General features: G+C 72.9%; 15 protein-coding genes, 1 pseudogene and 1 riboswitch. Of the genes and pseudogenes, 5 read left to right on the top strand and 11 right to left on the bottom strand.

Annotated elements, in window-relative coordinates:
• Positions 1-4: 4 nt before the first annotated feature.
• Both HJG43_02625 and HJG43_02620 read right to left on the bottom strand, forming a co-directional pair.
• Positions 5-412 (bottom strand): PIN domain nuclease, encoded by a 408-nt coding sequence (locus HJG43_02625; GenBank protein ID UER55640.1) that lies wholly within the window; start codon positions 410-412, stop codon positions 5-7.
• A 17-nt stretch (positions 413-429) separates the two neighbouring features.
• Positions 430-1,290 carry a hypothetical protein gene (locus HJG43_02620; protein UER53195.1) on the bottom strand — a complete coding sequence of 287 codons (861 nt, stop codon included), beginning with the start codon at positions 1,288-1,290 and terminating at the stop codon, positions 430-432.
• Between the two features lie 213 nt (positions 1,291-1,503).
• Here HJG43_02620 and HJG43_02615 point away from each other — a divergent pair, with 213 nt between their 5' ends.
• Genes HJG43_02615 through HJG43_02605 form a run of 3 tightly spaced genes read left to right on the top strand, consistent with a single transcriptional unit; the run spans position 1,504 to position 2,913 of the window.
• A complete protein-coding gene (locus HJG43_02615; protein UER53632.1) occupies positions 1,504-1,836 on the top strand; it encodes a DUF3024 domain-containing protein in 333 nt (110 codons plus the stop codon).
• 43 nt (positions 1,837-1,879) lie between these two features.
• On the top strand, positions 1,880-2,464 hold the full coding sequence (locus HJG43_02610) for an ArsR family transcriptional regulator (GenBank protein ID UER53631.1): 585 nt from the start codon (positions 1,880-1,882) through the stop codon (positions 2,462-2,464).
• Positions 2,455-2,913: a HEPN domain-containing protein gene (locus HJG43_02605; protein UER53630.1), complete on the top strand. Its 459-nt coding sequence runs from the start codon at positions 2,455-2,457 to the stop codon at positions 2,911-2,913. The genes HJG43_02610 and HJG43_02605 overlap by 10 nt, the downstream gene beginning before the upstream one ends.
• A gap of 173 nt (positions 2,914-3,086) precedes the next feature.
• Here HJG43_02605 and HJG43_02600 read toward each other — a convergent pair.
• Positions 3,087-3,236: pseudogene (locus tag HJG43_02600) on the bottom strand (PIN domain-containing protein).
• A 90-nt stretch (positions 3,237-3,326) separates the two neighbouring features.
• Positions 3,327-3,433: riboswitch (SAM riboswitch) on the top strand.
• Positions 3,434-3,771: 338 nt separating this feature from the next.
• Between HJG43_02600 and HJG43_02595 the strand changes: the two are divergent.
• Positions 3,772-4,107: a hypothetical protein gene (locus tag HJG43_02595; protein ID UER53629.1), complete on the top strand. Its 336-nt coding sequence runs from the start codon at positions 3,772-3,774 to the stop codon at positions 4,105-4,107.
• Between the two features lie 98 nt (positions 4,108-4,205).
• Here the strand turns inward: HJG43_02595 and HJG43_02590 are convergent, their stop codons facing one another.
• The 3 genes from HJG43_02590 to glmS form a co-directional block, all read right to left on the bottom strand.
• Positions 4,206-5,699, bottom strand: a complete 1,494-nt coding sequence (locus HJG43_02590; GenBank protein ID UER53628.1) for an NAD(P)H-hydrate epimerase — start codon at positions 5,697-5,699, stop codon at positions 4,206-4,208.
• A complete protein-coding gene (locus tag HJG43_02585; GenBank protein UER55639.1) occupies positions 5,696-6,094 on the bottom strand; it encodes a holo-ACP synthase in 399 nt (132 codons plus the stop codon). Before HJG43_02585 ends, HJG43_02590 begins: the two co-directional genes overlap by 4 nt.
• A 64-nt stretch (positions 6,095-6,158) precedes the next feature.
• Positions 6,159-8,018 carry a glutamine--fructose-6-phosphate transaminase (isomerizing) gene (glmS, locus tag HJG43_02580; protein ID UER53627.1) on the bottom strand — a complete coding sequence of 620 codons (1,860 nt, stop codon included), beginning with the start codon at positions 8,016-8,018 and terminating at the stop codon, positions 6,159-6,161.
• Between the two features lie 63 nt (positions 8,019-8,081).
• On the opposite strand from glmS, the gene HJG43_02575 reads away from it, so the two are divergent.
• On the top strand, positions 8,082-9,056 hold the full coding sequence (locus HJG43_02575; GenBank protein ID UER55638.1) for a type I pantothenate kinase: 975 nt from the start codon (positions 8,082-8,084) through the stop codon (positions 9,054-9,056).
• 6 nt (positions 9,057-9,062) lie between these two features.
• On the opposite strand, the gene HJG43_02570 is transcribed toward HJG43_02575, so the two are convergent.
• From HJG43_02570 to HJG43_02550, 5 genes are all read right to left on the bottom strand, one after another.
• Positions 9,063-10,412 carry a phosphoglucosamine mutase gene (locus HJG43_02570; GenBank protein UER53626.1) on the bottom strand — a complete coding sequence of 450 codons (1,350 nt, stop codon included), beginning with the start codon at positions 10,410-10,412 and terminating at the stop codon, positions 9,063-9,065.
• Positions 10,413-10,510: 98 nt separating this feature from the next.
• A complete protein-coding gene (gene rpsI / locus HJG43_02565; protein ID UER53625.1) occupies positions 10,511-11,002 on the bottom strand; it encodes a 30S ribosomal protein S9 in 492 nt (163 codons plus the stop codon).
• A 47-nt stretch (positions 11,003-11,049) separates the two neighbouring features.
• Positions 11,050-11,493 (bottom strand): 50S ribosomal protein L13, encoded by a 444-nt coding sequence (gene rplM, locus HJG43_02560; GenBank protein UER53624.1) that lies wholly within the window; start codon positions 11,491-11,493, stop codon positions 11,050-11,052.
• Positions 11,494-11,714: 221 nt separating this feature from the next.
• The gene (gene pulA / locus HJG43_02555; protein ID UER53623.1) at positions 11,715-17,522 is read right to left on the bottom strand and encodes a pullulanase-type alpha-1,6-glucosidase; all 5,808 of its coding nucleotides are present in this window, start codon (positions 17,520-17,522) and stop codon (positions 11,715-11,717) included.
• A 138-nt stretch (positions 17,523-17,660) separates the two neighbouring features.
• Positions 17,661-18,161: a hypothetical protein gene (locus HJG43_02550; GenBank protein ID UER53622.1), complete on the bottom strand. Its 501-nt coding sequence runs from the start codon at positions 18,159-18,161 to the stop codon at positions 17,661-17,663.

Raw genomic sequence — 18,161 nt, 5'->3', positions numbered from 1 at the left:
GGCGTCAGCCTCCCATCAGCAGCGAAAGTCCTGGAGCGCCCCGGTAGACGCCGTCCCCAGCCAGTAGTGGAGTGGTCTTCGCAATGGCACAGGCAGCGACCCACCTATCCGCGGTGTGTTCCCTGGCGTGGAGTGCGTGCCCAAGCCGTCGGCAGTCCGCGTAGAGCGTGGCGTTGGCGTCGATGACCTCGTCGTCGACGCCGATCGTGGGAGTCCGATCCAGGATCGCCCGGAGCTCGCTCGTCCGCCGTTCACCCCAGCCGCGCGCAATCGCCCCAGCGAGCAGTTCGGCCCGGGTCTGGAACGAGATGAGCACCCGGTGCCCGGCAAGCAGCTGACGCCAGCCGGCGGTCCGGGGATCCGCCGCATCACGCCTGACGAACAGGAGACTGAACGCGTCGCTATCGAGCACTGTGGCTTGGGGGTCGCTCACCCACGGACCGCCTCGAGGAAGGCCGTGAACTCCTCGTCGGTCAGCTCGATCCCGCCGTCAATATCCGGGCCGGGGGCGCTCGCGAGGATCTCGTCGAGCGACACTGCCGCCGGCACGACGCTCCCGCCCAGCGGGTCCGGGGCGGCAGCGATGGCGGCATCGTGGATCTGGGTGAGGCGTCCCGATGCGTCGCGCTCGGGCGCACCGGTCACCGTCACGTAGCTGCCGATGAGCCGGCTCACCTCGGCGTCGTTGGACACCTTCGGCAACGCGACATGGTGGCCGACGTCGTCCTGCACCTGGAGGCGGTGCGTGTTGAGGTTCACCGCGAAGAGCCTCCCGGTGAACGTGACCGATTCCGAACTCGACGGCGTGTCGACGCGCCAGGTCTCCCGGTGGGTCGCTTCGGTCTTGAAACGGCGGCACACCTTCCCGGCGGCCGTGAACTCGACCTCGGGTGCCGCCTGCTGCAGGGCCGCGGTGAGGTCTGCAGCGGCGAGGGAGAGGGAGTCATCGACCCAACTGGGACGGTGGTCGAGGCCGATCGACTCGACGAGGGCGGTGAACTTCTCGTCGAAGGCCTGTTCGTCGGCGAGGTCGAAGTCCAGAGCGCCGTCACCCGCGCCGGCCCTGCGCGCGAGCACAGTGGTGCTCCCGGGAGCCAGCCCGATGGTCAGCTTCGCGACCCGCTGGGTGCGTTTCGGTGCCCGGCCGACCGGTTCCGCGTCGGTCTCGACGCGCCCGATCTTCGTCGCGACCTCCTTCAGGCTCGCGACGATGGCGAGAAGATGATCGGCTTCGAGCTCGCCGTCGGGCGCGCTCGCGCCGATGAGGCGGAACTCGAACTGCGTGGCCATGCGGATCACCTCCCTCGGGTCTTGAGCGTGTCGAGTGCAACCTGACCATTGTGCCGTCGGCGAGGAACGACCTGGCCTACCCGCCGCTCACGCGCCGATCATGTCCTCGGCCTCCGACAGGTCGGATGCATCGCCGGTGAGGCATGCCCGAGCCTGTTGGGACCCCCCGCTGGTAGATGCTGTGTCTTGTCCTCGAGCAGGCTGGAAGGTGTGATGGCGCTTCCCGAAACTGACCTGCGCCGCATCCGGCTGTGGGCGCGGAAGCGCGTGCCCGAGCACCTGTGGGACCAGGTCAAGGTCGAGGCCGACGTCTCCGACCGACACGTCGACATCGTCGAGGTGCGGCCGCCGTGGAACGGCGTCGGTGAACACACCCGGTTCCCGATCGCACGGCTGCGCTACACGAAGTCGACCGGCCTGTGGGCGATCTACTGGCGGGACCGCCACCTCAAGTTCCACGAGTACAAGCGCAAGCGCCCGACCAAGAACGTCCAAGATCTCCTGGACCACATCGGCAGCAGCGGCGACCCGATCTTCTGGGGGTAGCGGCGCCTTGACTATCGATATAGTGGAGAATAATCTCAGGTATATGAGAACCGAGGCCCCGCTTCTCGCTCCGATCTTCCGGTCGGAGGGACAGGCGCGCCTGCTCTCCACCTTGTTGCTCACCGGCGACGAGCTGAGCGTCACCGACCTGGCCAAGCGGGCCGGCCTGGCGTACCCGACCGCACACCGTGAGGTCGCGCGCCTGCTGGATGCCGGCATCCTGGCCGAGCGACACGTGGGCCGCACAAGGCTCATCCGCGCCAACGACGAGAGCCCGCTGGTGGACCCTTTGCGCGAGATCCTCGCGATCGCGACCGGCCCGGTGGTCGTCCTGGCCGAGGAGCTCGGCCGCATCGACGGGATCGAGTCGGCGTTCCTCTACGGCTCCTTCGCCGCGCGGATGCTCGGGGATGCCGGTCCGGCGCCGCACGACATCGACGTCATGGTGCTCGGTGAGCCCGACGTGGACGCGGTCTACGAGGCGTGCACCCGGGTCGAGGCCGTTGTGCACCGTCCCGTGAACCCGACGATCCTCACTCCTGAGGAGTTCGCCGCGTCCTCCGGGTTCCTGGACAACGTACGCAGCGGCCCGGCGGTCCCCGTGATCGGGGAGCCGCCGTGGCGCTGACTCCACTCACCCGCGCCCAGCAGGCGACGGTCCTCGCCCTGGTCGAGGCCCGGCGTCTCGACGTCGTGCCCGCAGACCTCGCGCGTGCGGTCTCGTTCCTGCGCCAGGCCGAGGAGCGCCTGGACCAACTGCCGCTGCTCACCAGCGTCACCGTCAGGTACGGCATCGCCTACGACGCCTGCCACGACGCGGGCGAGGCGCTGCTGGCGGCGTACGGCTTCCGTACCACCAACGGGCCCGGCCAGCATGAGGCGCTCGGCGGCTACTTGCGCGCCGTCTTCGACAAGCCGCCGGCGGAGAAGGCAGCGCGGGAGTTCGACCGCCTGCGGCGCGCCCGTCACCAGGACCGCTACGAGGCAAAGCCGGTGGGGGCCGCGGCGACCGAGAAGGCCGAGCTGGTCGCCCGGACGCTGTTCGACGCCGCCCTCGCCCGAGGGATCTCCCTGTAGTCGCCGGGTTGCCGGCGTCACCTGAGGTCATGGTAAGCAGCGCCAGCGGACCGATTCTCGCCGACGACGTCCAGCGGTCCCACGAGCGCGTTCCCGCAGGTCAGACGGCAGTTTCCGGCCTCAACCAACGCTGACCGTCAACACCCGACACCCCCAGTTTTCGGTCCGCTTCACTCGTTGAGGAGGTAGCAGACCTCCGCCAGCACGGTGGGTGGAACCAGCAGCGGCTCGTCAGGGGTCTCGAGCAGGGGCGCCGCAGCGACGTGGTTGGTGTCTGCGAGCCGGGCAGCCGCGGTGAGAACGTTCGTGTCGACGCGGGTCACTCGCGGCCGCCGTCGGCCAAGGCGGCCCGCAGGTGAGGCTGGTAGGAGAGGCCCTTGCAGCAGCGGTGCGTCCGTACCATCCTGGACGGAGGTCAGGACGACGGCGCGCAGGCTCGGCTTGCTGTCACCAACCCGTCTCCGCGGCGGGTGGTCCGAGCGGACCTGGCGGTCGCAGACAGCGCCCGCAACACGCGGACGACCGGTGCGACGCCACCGGGGTCCATCGACTCCGGGGAGGACGCATGTCCGACGACGACTTGAGCGTGGAGATCCACGCCGCCCGCCCACGACGCGGTCCCCGCGGGAAGGTCACGGCGTGACGACCCGGCAGGTCGAGCAGCTCACGGTTCATCTGCCGTGTGGGCGCATCCGGGGGATGACGGCCTCCGGCCGCCAGGGCTGCCCGTGCGCGCCCGCAGAGCCGTGGTCGGGGCGCGACGTGAGCCGAGCGGTCGACCTGTGCCAGGTGTGCGCTCGAGGCACCGCGGGCGGCGTCACGAGGTGGTCGTGGCACGGATGCACCACCTGCCACTGCGTGGAGGACGCGCTGCAGGCATGGCTGGGCGTCCGCGTCCTGCCCCTGGGCCGACACTCGATCATGAACGGTGTCGCCGGCCGGGTCACTGCCGACGCGACGGGCGGGGCCGACTCCTTCCTCCAGTCGCTCAATGCCTTGAACCTGTCCTGGTCCAGGCTGTCGCAGTGGGCTGACGCCGAGACGCGCAGGCTGGCGGCCCGGGGCGGCTTCGTCGAGGAAGACGTGCCGCTCAGCGTCTGGCAGCGCACCTTCGCGACCTCAGTGGCGGCCTCGGGGGACGCCTACGAGCGGTTGCTGCAGATCAAGATCCCGGCTGGGGTGCTCGCCCCGTGACCATGACGGGCTCCCTCCTCTCGTGAGCCCGCCACGCCAGCAGGGTTCGCGCGGCTCAGCGGAACCACCGCCCTCACCCACCAGTCCCCCGGCAGGGCTCATTCCCCGCCTAGCAGCCGGGCCACGGCCGCGGGCAGCGCATCGAGCAGCAGGCCGGCGGCGAGCGGCCCACCGACCCGGGTGTCGTCGGTCCCGGCGGCGGCTCGGGCGGCCGCCGCGTGGGCCAGCACGGCGAGCGAACCGGCCTCCACGGGGTCGAGCCCGGCCGCGAGCAGCACGCCGGCGACCCCGGCCAGGACGTCGCCGGCACCCGCCGTGGCGAGCCAGGGCGGGCCGGCCGGCTGGGAGCGCACCGGCCCGTCAGGTGGGACGACCAGCGTGGTCGCGCCCTTGAGCAGCACGGTCGCCCCGGTCAGCCGGGCCGCACGCCGGGCCGCGTCCAGCGGGGCGGCGAGCACGTCGTCCCGGGCCGTCGTGCCGGCGCGGCGACCGGCGCCGTCGCCCTCGAGCCTGGTGAGCAGGCGGGCCAGCTCCCCGGCGTGCGGGGTGAGCAGGGTGGGGGCGTCCCGCCGCTGCGCGGGCAGCAGCTCCAGGGCGCCGGCGTCGACCAGGCAGGGCAGGTCGCCGGCGAGCGCGGCCTCCACCGCCGGCAGCTGGTCCGGGTCGCCGGGGTCGATCCCCGGGCCGACCACCCAGGCCTGTACTCGTCCCTGGCCGGGCACCACCTCGGGCCAGCGGGCCCGCACCAGCGCGGTGGGCTCCGGCGGCCCGAGGTAGCGGACCATGCCCGCGCCGGCCCGCACCGCCGCCCCGGTGCACAGCACCGCCGCGCCGGTGTACCGGGCGCCGCCGGCGACGACGCCGAGCACGCCGCGGGAGTACTTGTCGTCCCGGGGTCCCGGCACCGGCCAGCGCCCGGCGGCGTCGGCCGGCTCAAGGCGCTCCACCTGCGGCGGGCCGAGCTCCGCGGGGTCCAGGCCGATGTCGACGACCTCGACCCGGCCGGCGGCCGCCGCGGCGGGCGGCAGCAGCAGGCACGGCTTGGCGCCGCCGAAGGTCACGGTGACGTCGGCCCGCACGTGTTCGCCCGGCGTCTGCCCGGTGTCCGGGTCCACCCCGCTGGGCAGGTCGACGGCGACGACCGCGGCCGTCGGTGGCACGGCGGCGACGAGCGCGTCGGCGGGCGGGCGCAGCCCGGGGCTGCCGCCGAGACCGACCAGGCCGTCGAGGACGACGTCCGCGCGGGCGAGCACGGCCGTGGCCTCGTCGACGGCCACGGTCCGCCCACCGGCGGCGCGCAGTTCGGCGAGCCCCTCGGCGTGCACCCGCCCGGCGGCGGGGACGGCGTCCACTCGGGCACCGCGCCGGGCGAGCCGGACGCCGGCCCACAGCGCGTCACCACCGTTGTCGCCGGCTCCCACGAGCAGCACCACCCGGCGGCCGGCCACGCCGCCGCAGCGCTGCCGGAGCAGGACAGCGGTGCGGGCGGCCAGCGCCCCGGCCGCCCGCTGCATGAGGGCGCCCTCGGGGGCGATGGCCAGCGCCGCCGCCTCGGCGCGGCGGACGGCGTCCACCGTCCAGGCGCGGATCACATCCGGCCCCCGGCCCCGGCCGTGCCGGTGGCCGCGGGGGGGCGGGTGCGCTCGGCGACGACCATCGCCGAGGCGATCCCGGCATCGTGGCTCAGCGACAGGTGGAAGGTGTCGACGCCGAGCTCGGCGGCGCGGGCGGCGACCGTGCCGGTGACCTCCAGGTGCGGCCGCCCGTCGTCCGCGCGGTGCACGGTGCAGTCGTGCCAGGCGAGCCCGACCGGCGCACCGAGGGCCTTGGCGACCGCCTCCTTGGCGGCGAACCGGGCGGCGAGCGAGGCCGGCGGCAGGTCACGCTCGGCCGCGGTGAACAGCCGCTCGGTGAGCCCGGGAGTGCGCTGCAGCTGGGCGGTGAACCTGGCGACGTCGACGACGTCCACCCCTACCGCGACGATCACCCCCACCATCCCCTCTCGGTGATCATGCAGTCCCGCCACCCTGCCCCGCGGGTAGCCGTCACCCTCACTCGACCGTGACGGACTTGGCCAGGTTGCGCGGCTGGTCGACGTCCAACCCCTTGGCGGTGGCCAGCTCGCAGGCGAACACCTGCAGCGGAACGGTCGTGACCAGCGGCGCGAGCAGCGTCGGGGTCTGTGGCACCCGGATGATCTCGTCGGCGTAGGGGACGACGTCGTCGTCGCCCTCCTCGGCGATCACCAGGGTGCGGGCGCCGCGGGCCCGGATCTCCTGGATGTTGGAGACCACCTTGGCGTGCAGGGAGTCCCGCCCGCGCGGTGACGGCACGACGACGAACACCGGCTGGCCGGGCTCGATGAGGGCGATCGGCCCGTGCTTGAGCTCCCCGGCGGCGAAGCCCTCGGCGTGGATGTAGGCGAGCTCCTTGAGCTTGAGCGCGCCCTCCATCGCCACCGGGTACCCCACGTGCCGACCGAGGAAGAGCACCGACCGGGTGTCGACCATCCAGCGGGCGATCTGCCGGACGTGCTCGACGCCGTCAAGGACCTTCTGGATCGCCTCGGGCATCTGCTGCAGCTGGCCGAGAATCTCGCGCACCTCGTCGCGGAACTTGTTGCCGCGCAGCTGCGCCAGGTACAGCCCGAGCAGGTAGGTGGCGGTGATCTGGGCGAGGAACGCCTTCGTCGAGGCGACCGCGACCTCGGGACCGGCGTGGGTGTACAGGACGCCGTCGGACTCGCGCGGGATGGTGGACCCGTGGGTGTTGCAGATGGCGATCACCCGGGCACCCTGCTCGCGGGCGTGCCGCACCGCCATGATGGTGTCCATCGTCTCGCCGGACTGGGAGACCGCGACGACGAGGGTCTTGGCGTTCACCACCGGGTCGCGGTAGCGGAACTCGTGCGCGAGCTCGACCTCGACCGGGATCCGGCACCAGTGCTCGATGGCGTACTTGGCCACCTGACCGGCGTAGGCGGCGGTGCCACACGCGACGACGACGATCTTGTCGATGCTGCGCAGCACGGCCTCGTCGATGCGCAGCTCGTCGAGGACCAGGTCGCCGTTCTCGTCGGTGCGGCCGAGCAGGGTGTCGGCCACGGCGCGCGGCTGCTCGTGGATCTCCTTGGCCATGAACGACGGGTAGCCGCCCTTCTCGGCGGCGGCGGCGTCCCAGTCGACGTGGTAGCGCCTGCCCTGCGCCGGTGACCCGTCGAACCCGGTGATCTCCACGGCGTCGGCGGTGATGGTGACCACCTGGTCCTGGCCGAGCTCGACCGCCTCGCGGGTGTGGGCGATGAACGCGGCGACGTCCGAACCGAGGTAGTTGGCGTCCTGGCCCAGACCGACGACGAGCGGGGAGTTGCGTCGGGCGCCCACGACCGTGCCGGGGACGTCGGCGTGGACGGCGAGCAGGGTGAAGGCGCCCTCGAGCCGGCGGCAGACCGTCCGCATCGCCTCGGTGAGGTCACCGGTGTCGTCGTAGGCACGGGCGAGCAGGTGGGCGGCGACCTCGGTGTCGGTCTCGCTGCGGAAGGTGACGCCCGCCTCGAGCAGCTCGGCCCTGAGCCGGCCGAAGTTCTCGATGATGCCGTTGTGGATCAGCGCGACCCGGCCCTGCCCGCCGAGGTGCGGGTGGGCGTTCTCGTCGGTCGGTGCACCGTGCGTGGCCCACCGGGTGTGCCCGATCCCGGTGGCGCTGACCGGCAGCGGTGCGGCGTCCAGGGCGTCGACGAGGTTGGCCAGCTTGCCGGCCCGCTTGGCCGCCACCACCTCGCCGTCGGCCAGGACGGCGACCCCGGCCGAGTCGTAGCCGCGGTACTCCAGCCGGCGCAGGCCGTCGAGGACCACGTCCACCGCCTGACGCGTCGAGGCGTCCCTGCCCGCGTAGCCCACGATGCCGCACATGGACGGCAGCCTAACGATCCCGGCAGCGGGCGGACGCCCACCCAGGCGGCCGTGACCGGCACAATGCGGTACGTGTCGATCGTCGCGCACCCGAGCACCAGCGGTGGTGCGTCGCCGTTCGTCCACCTGGACCGGCACACCTGGAGCCGGCTGGCGCGCTCGACGCCACTGCCGCTGACCGACGCGGACGTCGAGCGGCTGCGGGGGATCGGCGAGCGGGTGGACCTGCGGGAGGTCGAGGAGGTGTACCTGCCGCTGTCCCGGCTGCTCAACCTCTACGTCGACGCCGTCGACCACCTGCACACCGCCAGCACGACCTTCCTCGGGGAGTCGCCGGGGCGCACCCCGTTCGTCGTCGGCATCGCCGGGTCCGTGGCCGTGGGCAAGTCGACGACGGCCCGGCTACTGCGCGAGCTGCTGGCCCGGTGGCCGCAGACCCCGCGGGTCGAGCTCGTCACCACCGACGGGTTCCTCTACCCCAACGCGGAGCTCGAGCGCCGGCACCTCATGCACCGCAAGGGGTTCCCCGAGTCCTACGACCGGCGGGCCCTGCTGCGCTTCGTCACCGCGGTGAAGTCGGGGGCCGAGGAGGTCCGCGCCCCGGTCTACTCCCACCTCACCTACGACATCGTGCCCGGCGCCGAGGTCGTCGTCCGGCGCCCGGACGTGCTCATCGTCGAGGGACTCAACGTCCTGCAGCCCGCCCGCCCGCGCGCCGACGGCCGGCAGGGCCTGGCGGTGAGCGACTTCTTCGACTTCTCCATCTACGTCGACGCCCGCACCGACGACGTCCGGCAGTGGTACGTCCAGCGCTTCCTCGAGCTGCGCCGGACGGCGTTCACCCGCCCCGGGTCCTACTTCCGCCGGTACGCCGACCTGACCGACGAGCAGGCGACCGCCCGCGCCGAGCAGATCTGGCGGGACATCAACGAGCGCAACCTCGTGGAGAACGTGCTGCCGACCCGTGGCCGGGCGACGCTCGTCCTGGGCAAGGGCCCGGACCACTCGGTGCAGCGGGTCCGGCTGCGCAAGCTGTGAGGGCCCTCAGGCGAGGGCGAGCCGCTGCCGGACGACGCCGGCGAGCCGGTCGGCGACCTGCTGGGCCTGCTCGACGTCCGCGGCCTCGACCATGACCCGCACGACCGGCTCGGTGCCGGACGGTCGCAGCAGCACCCGGCCGGTCTCGCCGAGGGCGGCCTCGGCGGCCTGGACGGCGCTGGTCAGCTCCGGGTCCTCGTGGGCGCGACGCTTGTCCACGTTCGTGACGTTGACGAGCACCTGCGGCAGCCGCCGGACGACGCCGGCGAGCTCGGCGAGCGGGCGACCGGTCTCGGCCATCCGGGACAGCAGCTGCAGCCCGGTCAGGATGCCGTCGCCGGTGGTCTGGTGGGCGAGCATGAGCACGTGCCCGGACTGCTCGCCGCCCAGGCAGTAGCCGTGCCGGTGCATCTCCTCGAGCACGTAGCGGTCCCCGACGGCGGTCTGCACGGTCCGGATCCCGGCCTGCTCCATCGCCAGGCGCAGCCCGAGGTTGCTCATCACCGTCGTGACGAGGGTGTCGCCGGCCAGCTCGCCGCGCTCGGCGAGGGCAACCGCCAGCACGCCCATCACCTGGTCGCCGTCGACGACGCGGCCGTCGGCGTCCACGGCCAGGCACCGGTCGGCGTCCCCGTCGACGGCGATCCCGGCGTCCGCGCCGTGCTCCCGGACGGCGGCCTGCAGCCGGTCGAGGTGGGTGGACCCGTAGCCGTCGTTGATGTTGAGGCCGTCGGGCTCGGCGCCGATCACGGTCACCTGCGCACCGGCCGCGCGCAGCGCGGCGGGGCCGACCTGGTAGGCGGCGCCGTGCGCGCAGTCCATCACCACCCGCAGGCCGTCCAGGCGGTGGCGCAGGGTCCCCACGAGGTGCTCGACGTACCGGGCGGCCCCGGCGCCGTCGGGCCGGATCCGCCCGACCCGGGCACCCGTGGGCCGCTGCCAGTCCTCCCGCAACCGCTTCTCGATCTGGTCCTCGACGTCGTCCGGCAGCTTGTGCCCACCGCGGGCGAAGAACTTGATCCCGTTGTCCGGCATCGGGTTGTGCGACGCCGACAGGACGACGCCGAGGTCGGCGCCGGTCGCCGCGACGAGGTAGGCCACACCGGGGGTCGGCAGCACCCCGACGTCCTCGACGTCCACCCCGGCACTGGCCAGACCGGCGACGACGGCGGCGGACAGGAACTCCCCGGAGGCGCGCGGGTCGCGGCCGACGACGGCCCGCGGCCGGTGGCCCGCGAAGGCCCCGGCGTCGCCCAGCACGTGGGCGGCGGCGACGGACAGGTCCAGGGCGAGCTCGGCGGTGACGTCGACGTTCGCGAGACCGCGGACGCCGTCCGTGCCGAAGAGTCGGGGCACAGGTCCTCCTGGGTCGTGGACGCCGCGACGGCCCCGGGAGCGTACTCCCGGGGCCGTCGGGACGTCGCCGGCCGCGCCCTGGGCGGGCGCCCCGGACGTCAGCGCTTGCTGTACTGCGGGGCCTTGCGGGCCTTCTTCAGACCCGCCTTCTTGCGCTCCTTGACCCGGGCGTCGCGGGACAGGAAGCCGGCCTTCTTCAGCGCCGGCCGGTTCGCCTCGGCGTCGATCTCGTTGAGCGCGCGGGCGATGCCCAGGCGCAGCGCGCCGGCCTGCCCCGAGGTGCCGCCCCCGTCGATCCGGGCGATGACGTCGAAGCGGCCCTCGAGCTCGGTGACCCGGAACGGCTCGTTGACGAGCTGCTGGTGCACCTTGTTGGGGAAGTAGGACTCCAGGTCCCGGCCGTTGACGGACCAGCGGCCGCTGCCCGGCACCAGGCGGACGCGGGCCACGGCCTCCTTGCGCCGCCCGGTCGCGCCGCCGGGCGCGGTGATGCTCGTGCCGGCCCCGGGGGTCCCGGGGGTGGTCGTCGAGTAGCTGCTCGGGGCGTCCTCGACGTCCTCGGTCACGTCGGTCGCGGTGGGCTCGGCCACGGTTCTCCTCGGGTGGGGCTGGTCTCAGTCGGTGGGGCGGGCGCGGGCTACTGCGCGACCTGGGTGATCTCGAACGGCTGCGGCTTCTGGGCGCCGTGCGGGTGCTCCGGGCCGGCGTAGACCTTGAGCTTGCGCATCATCTGGCGGCCGAGGCTGTTCTTGGGAAGCATCCCGCGGACGGCCTTCTCCACGGCGCGCTCGGGGAACCTCTCCAGCAGGTCGCCGTAGGCCATGGCGCGCAGGCCGCCCGGGTAGCCGGAGTGCCGGTAGGCCTTCTTCTGCTCGCGCTTGGCGCCGGAGAGGGCCACCTTGCCGGCGTTGACGATGATGACGAAGTCGCCGGTGTCCACGTGCGGGGCGAAGACCGGCTTGTGCTTGCCGCGCAGCAGCTGGGCGGTGTGGCTGGCCAGCCGGCCGAGGACGACGTCGGTCGCGTCGATGACGTGCCACTGACGCTCGACGTCGCCGGGCTTGGGGGTGTACGTGCGCACGGTGGTCAGCCTTCGTTCCGTCTCGTTGGTGGTGCTCGTTGGTGAGCGTGTGCTCGGTGGTGTGCGTGCGTGTCGCCGACCGCCTGAGGCGGCAGGACGAGGCGCCCTGTCACGCCAGTGGTGTCGGGACGGCGCCCCGGCCCACGCGGCCAGAGCGCACGACGACTCGTCAGGGTACTAGGGGGCCGCTGGAGTGGTCAAAACGCCCTCGCGGGGCGCGCTCAGTCCTGGACCAGGACCGCGACGGTTCGGGCCGGGACGGTGACGGTCCCCGCCTCGGCGTCCCACGCGGTGGCCCGCACGACGTCGTCCGCGCCGTCCGCCTGCACCGGGTGCAGGGAGAGGCCCTCACCAGCCAGCCCCGGCACCTGCTCGGCAACCGGCTCGTCGGTGGCGTTGAGGACGACGAGCAGCCCCTCGAGCTCGGGGTCGAGGTCCGTGCCGGCCGTGTCGTCGATGTGCATGACGACCACGCCCGGGGTCTGCTCCGGGCCGCCCAGCGGGAACGACACGCGACGCTGGATCTCCGCGGCGTCCCCGAGCCGGAACAGCGGGGAGGAGAACCGCAGCTCGAGCAGCTCGCGCGCGGCGGTCGACGCCGCCTCGACGTCGTCGGCGTCCGGCTTGAGCGCCGGGTCCGCCAGCAGCGGCTGCTGGTAGACCCACTTCGCCTCGTTGTCCCACGCCGGGGGCAGGCCGCGGCCGAAGCCGTTGTCGGCGCCGTCCCAGCCGATGTGGTTGAACCAGTCACCGGAGTCGTAGGAGTTGCGGTCCAGCGACTTGCTGCGCAGCAGGTCGGCCCCGGCGTGCCAGAACGCGGGGGTCTGGCTCAGTGCCACCGTCGACAGCGCCAGGGTGTTCATCCGCACCCGGTCGTCCATCGAGGTGTCCGGCGGCAGCTTGAGGGTCAGGGCGTCCCAGATCGTCTCGTTGTCGTGCGCGTCGACGTAGGTGACGACCTCCTCCGGGTCGCTCGCGTAGCCGGCAGGCGACCCGTTGTAGTCGACCTCGGAGCCCTTGACCGTCTCCCCGTTCGCGCCGACGAAGGTGTAGTCCCGCAGGTTGCCGGCCAGTCCGAGCTTGACCAGGTCGCCGTAGTGGAGCAGCCGGTCCCGCTGGGCGCCGGTGTCGCCGTTCGCCGGGCTGTCGTTGGGGTCGGTGAACAACCCGCTGGCCAGGCCCTGGACGCGTGGGTCCTCGTCGAACGGCCCGCCCCCACGGACGGCGTCCCGGAGCCGGTCGGAGAAGGTTCCGATCCCGGTGCCGTCGAGCTGACCCTGGGTGGCCTGGGTGAACCGGGCGTTGTCCGCGACCTCACCGAAGTTCCAGCCCTCGCCGTACAGGTACACCTGGGTGCCGTCCACGCCGTCCTTCACGGGCGTGAGGTCGTCGAGCGCGGCCCGCACCGTCTCCATCGTCGAGCGTGAGTGATGACCCATGAGGTCGAACCGGAACCCGTCGACCTTGTAGTCACGCGCCCACAGCACCACCGAGTCGACCATGAGCTTCTCGGCCATCGCGTGCTCCGTCGCGACGTTCTGGCAGCACGTGGACGTCTCGACCGCACCGGTCGAGGGGTTCAGCCGGTGGTAGTACCCGGGAACGACCCGGTCGAGCACGGACTTCGGGTCCTGCCCCGAGGCGGCCGTGTGGTTGAACACCTGGTCGAGGACGACGCGCAGCCCGTCGGCGTGCAGCGCCCCGACCATGGTCCGGAACTCCGCGACCCGCGCGCCGCCGTCCGGCCGGGTCGCGTACGAGCCCTCCGGTACCGAGAAGTGCCACGGGTCGTAGCCCCAGTTGAAGGCGTCGCGGGCACGCACGGCGCCGATGCAGGCCTGCTGCTCCGGCGAGTCCGGGGGGAGCGACTCGAGGTCGCAGTCCGGGGTGAGCTGGTCGGCCGGGTCCTCCGGGATCGAGGCGATGTCGAACGTCGGCAGCAGGTGCACCGTGTTGAGGCCCGCCTCGGCGAGGTCTCGCAGGTGCGCCCGCCCCCGTCCCTCGTCGGCGAACGCGAGGTAGGTGCCCCGGTGCTCAGCGGGCACCGTCTCGTCCCCGATGGAGAAGTCGCGCACGTGCAGCTCGTAGATGGTCGAGTCCTCCGGCTGGTCCAGGGCCGGCTGCTCGGCGGTCCGCCACTGCGCCGGGGCGAGCGAGCGGTCGTCGAGGTCCACGACGACCGACCGCCGGGAGTCGGTGGTCAGGGCCACCGAGTACGGGTCGGTGACGAGGTTCTCCTCCACTGCACCGGTCGACGGCGCGTAGACCGTGACCGCCCACAGGTACTGCGACCCGGTCCAGTCCGGCCGGCCCACCACGTGCCAGACCCCGTCGGCGTCGCGGCAGGCGTCCAGCCGCCGCGGCTCACCGTCGGGTGCGGACGCCGGCCACACCAGCAGGTCGACGTCCTTGGCCGTCGGGGCCCACAGGGCCAGGTGCGGCGAGCGGCCGCGCCACTGGACGCCCAGGTCGGCGTCCGCCGCTGCCGCGTACAGGTCGTCGATGACACCCGGCACCTGGACGCCGGTGGCGTCGGTGAGCCGACCCAGGTCGTCGTACTGCGCGACGGCGACCTGCCCGGTGAGGATGGCGCGGGCCTGCGCGACGGTCCTGGCGTCCAGCCGCAGCGCCAGGTGGTCCGCCAGGTGCGGGAAGGACTCCCGGACGTCGTCGGGCAGGCCTGCCGGGTCGTAGGTCAGCGGTGCGCTGTCACCACCGGCCAGGTCCTCGGCGTCCACGGCCAGCCCACCGTCGGGGGCCCAGTGCAGGCGCCACCGCGCCTGGTCGGGGCCGAGCCCGGGTGGCAGGTCCCCTCGAGGCCAGGCGACGAGGTCGCGCGCCACCCAGTGCGCCTTCGCCGTGCTGAGGTCCGGGGCGGCACCGGCCTGCGACGTGCTGACCGTGAGCACGTGGGTGGCCAGGTCGTAGCTGAACGTCGTCACGACGCCGGCGGCGGGCACCGAGAAGCCGATGTTCGCGCCGTCCGGGGCGCCGCCGGCGCCGTAGTTCTCGTCCCAGGACAGGCCGTGCGCGACCTTGACCTCGTAGGAGCCGGGCGGGATCTGCGTGGTCGCGAACGTGTAGGTGCCGTCGCCGTCCGGGTCCTGCAGCCACGACCGCATGCACTCGGGTGCCCAGTCACCGGGGCAGCCGAGCTCGGACTGGAACGACCCCGGTGCGGTGACGACCGGGCCCTGCGCGTCGGAGGCCACCCAGTGGGTGCGGTGGTCGTAGTAGAAGGAGACCGGCCCGCCGTCGTGGGTGTACGGGATGTTCGCGCCGCCCGGGACGGCGCCGGCGCCGTAGTTCTCGTCCCACGTGCCGTCGACGGCGACCTTGTACTCGTAGTCGCCGGCGGGCAGGTCGAACGTGCCCTTCCAGACGTCGTCGGTAGGCGACAGCGTCAGCTGGGCGGCGTCGCAGCCGGGGTCCCAGTCGGTCTCGCAACCCATCTCGGTGTTGTGCGTCCCCGGCACGCTCACGGCGTCGGGCTGCTCGACCGGGCCCACGGGGTCGGTGCCGCCGCCGGTGCCGCCACCGGCCGGGGCGTCGCCCACGACGCCGAAGCTGGAGGCGACCGAGAGGTTGCCGCTGGCGTCACGCAGCACCGCCCGGTACTCGACGACCGTGCCGTCGGCCAGCCCGGAGAGGTCGTGGAACACCCGGTACGGCGCGTTGTCGTCGGTGCCGAGGCGCTGCCAGTCCTCGGTGCCGGCCAGACGCCACGCGAAGCCGACCTCGGCGAACGCGTTCTCGGTGACGCTCACCCGCACCTCGGCCCGGTCGCCGCCGCCGCTGCCGGGCACCGGGTGCACGACGGCGCCGGCGGACGGGGCGGCGAACGCGGGCGCCGGCGCGGTCGTCCGCTTCCTGACCGGCCGGACGGCCTCCCACACCACGGCCGACAGCGGCGGCACGGTGACCTCCACCCGGCCCTCGGCGTCGCTGCGCAGGTGCGAGCCCTCCCCCAGCACCGGACGGAACGTCGTCCTCGGCGTCCACGTCTCGAACGACGCGGTGGCGGGCTCGGTCGCGTTGTTCACCGCGACGACGTACTCCACGCCGCGGTCGCGGTCGAAACGGCTGACCGCGAGCACGCCCGCCGCGTTGCTCGCGTACCGGTGCACCTGCGTCCCGTCCGCCAGCGCGGGGTGCTCCTCGCGCAGGGCCGCCAGCTCGGCGATCCAGCGGTACAGCGGGTGGTCGGTGTCGAAGTTGTCCTCGGCCGTCGTGGCGTCGGTGCCGATGAGGTCGTCGTCGGCGTAGCTGGCGACCTGTGAGGCGAACATGTCCTGCCGGGCGTCCTTGTCGCCGCCGTCACCGGTGAAGCCCTGCTCGTCGCCGTAGTAGACGACCGGCTGCCCGCGGAAGAGGTACATCAGCGCGTGGGCGAACCGGGCCCGCGCCAGCAGCTCGGCGTCGTCCTCGACGTCCTGGGCGAGGAAGTGACCGACGCGGCCCATGTCGTGGTTCCCCAGGAAGGTGGGCAGCTGGTAGGCGTTGGAGTCGGTGTCGGTGTACCAGTCGTCGGCCGCGAACAGGTCGCGCATCGCCGTGCCCGGGCCGCCCTTGGCCAGCTCGACGGCGCGCGCCTGGAAGGCGAAGTCGATGGTGGCCTGCATCCGCCCGGTGGTCGTGTACTGCGACATGTAGGCAGGGTTGGCCTCGAACACCTCGCCGAAGGCGAAGAAGTCGTCGTTGCCGGTCTCCCGGGCCCGTTGCGTGATCGCCGGTGCGAACTCCTGCCAGAACTCCATGTTCACGTGCTTGACGGTGTCGACCCGGAAGCCGTCGATGCCGAAGTCGACCCAGGTCCGGTAGATCTCGCCCATGCCCTCGACGACGTCCGGGTGCTCGGTGAACAGGTCGTCCAGGCCGATGAAGTCACCGTAGGTGCTGGACTCGCCGGTGAACGTCGAGTCGCCGCGGTTGTGGTACAGCGTGCGATCGTTGAGCCAGGCCGGCGTCTTCGCGGTGGCGTCGGCGTCGGTCCGGAACACCGGCGTGTACGGGAAGGACACCTCAGGGTCCAGCTCGGGGAACTCCCCGGTGCCGGCGTAGTCGGCGTCGTCGAACTCGTGGCCGTCAGCGTCCCGGTACGGCGCCTGCTCCTTGCTGACGTAGGCGTACTCGCCCTCGGCGTAGTCGATGACGTCCGCGGTGTGGTTCGTGATGATGTCGAAGAAGACCTTCATCCCCCGCTCGTGCGCGGCGTCGACGAGGGCCTTCATCTCCTCGTTGGTGCCCAGGTGCGGGTCGATCCGGGTGAAGTCGGTGACCCAGTAGCCGTGGTACCCAGCGCTGACGTCGTCGCCGGAACCCTGGACCGGCCGGTTCTCGAACGACGGTGTGAGCCAGATCGCCGTGGTTCCCAGCGACTCGACGTAGTCAAGCCGGTCCATGATCCCGGCCAGGTCGCCACCGTGGTAGAAGCCCTTGTCGGTCGGGTCGAACCCGTGGTCCAGGCGGTCGCCGGACGTCGAGCCGCCGGTGTCGTTGGTCGGGTCGCCGTTGGCGAACCGGTCGGCCATGACGAAGTAGAACCGCTCGTCGGTCAGCGGCTCGCGCAGGGACGGCGGCACGAGGTCCGCGTCGCCGTCCCCGAGCGGCTCCGCTGCCAGCAGCGGGGTCATCCGGACGTCGTGCGTGGCGTGGTCGTAGGAGAACCGCACCGGCACGGACCCACCGAGCACCAGGGGGATGTCGGCGCCGCCGGCCACCCCGCCGGCGCCGTAGTTCTCGTCCCACCCGTCGTTGAGCGCCACCTTGAAGGAGTGCTGCCCGCCGGGCACCTCGAACGTCGCGGCGAACTCGGTGGTGCCGTCGACCGGCTCGAGCCGGGTGGCCTCGCAGTCGGGCTCCCAGTCACCGCTGCAGCCCAGCTCGCTCTGCAGGCTGCCCACCAGCGTGACCTGCTCGGGCACCGGGGAGTGCTGCGCCACCGCCGGCAGCGGGACGAGCAGGGACCCGAGGAGCGCCGCCGAGCCGACGGTCAGGGCGGTGGCACGCAGAGGGCGGGAAGACGCCATCGGGACTCCAGGGCTGGGCGGTGACAGCGGTTGGTCCCGCTACGTGGCGATATCCGCGGGATCTGCCGAGCACCGTAGCCCCCGCCACGGACACGCCGGAAGAGCCCCGTCGCCGGCTCCGCCAGTCAGGTCAGCCGGTCACGTCGACTCAGAGTCGTCCACGACGTGCACCGCCGCCTCCTCCGCCGAGGCGGCACCGCCGTCGACGCCCACGTCCCGGGCGACGGCGTCCTTCTCGGCGTCGGTGTGGGCGCCCTCGTCGGACTCGACGATCCGGCCGGCGCGCCGGTCCCCGACCTGGTCGTCCAGCAGCTCGCCGTCCTGCGCGGCGTCGGCAGTCCCGTCGTCGACCACGTCGGGCTCGCCGGGGGCACGGACGCCGCGCGCGCCGCCGGGGTCCTGGGCCTCGACGGACTGCTCCGGCTCCTCCTGGGCCAGCCGCTGGTCGAGGGTCTCGCCCTGGCGCTCCTCCTCGAGCGTGGTGCCGAACCTGTCGATGCCGAGCGGCTTCTCCGGCGGGGAGTAGCCGGCGTCCAGGACGTCGTCGACGTCGTCGTCCGTGGCCCGCTCGAGCAGGTCGTCCGGGGCGTCGTCCGGGGGGACGCCGACGGTCTCGCTGACGTTGTCGTTCTGGCTCAT

The organism is Kineosporiaceae bacterium SCSIO 59966 (genome assembly GCA_020881835.1).
Taxonomy (GTDB): Bacteria; Actinomycetota; Actinomycetes; order Actinomycetales; family SCSIO-59966; genus SCSIO-59966.
The sequence above is the reverse complement of the archived record's forward strand: the minus strand, read 5'-3'. Positions and strand labels throughout refer to the sequence as shown.

What these genes read in the sequence shown, in the direction of transcription:
- HJG43_02575 (UER55638.1), top strand. Translation starts at nt 8,082, where the DNA reads ATGCGGTACGTGTCGATCGTCGCGCACCCGAGCACCAGCGGTGGTGCG.
- HJG43_02615 (UER53632.1), top strand. Translation starts at nt 1,504, where the DNA reads ATGGCGCTTCCCGAAACTGACCTGCGCCGCATCCGGCTGTGGGCGCGG.
- HJG43_02620 (UER53195.1), bottom strand. Translation starts at nt 1,290, where the DNA reads ATGGCCACGCAGTTCGAGTTCCGCCTCATCGGCGCGAGCGCGCCCGAC.
- HJG43_02610 (UER53631.1), top strand. Translation starts at nt 1,880, where the DNA reads ATGAGAACCGAGGCCCCGCTTCTCGCTCCGATCTTCCGGTCGGAGGGA.
- pulA (UER53623.1), bottom strand. Translation starts at nt 17,522, where the DNA reads ATGGCGTCTTCCCGCCCTCTGCGTGCCACCGCCCTGACCGTCGGCTCG.
- glmS (UER53627.1), bottom strand. Translation starts at nt 8,018, where the DNA reads ATGTGCGGCATCGTGGGCTACGCGGGCAGGGACGCCTCGACGCGTCAG.
- HJG43_02550 (UER53622.1), bottom strand. Translation starts at nt 18,161, where the DNA reads ATGAGCCAGAACGACAACGTCAGCGAGACCGTCGGCGTCCCCCCGGAC.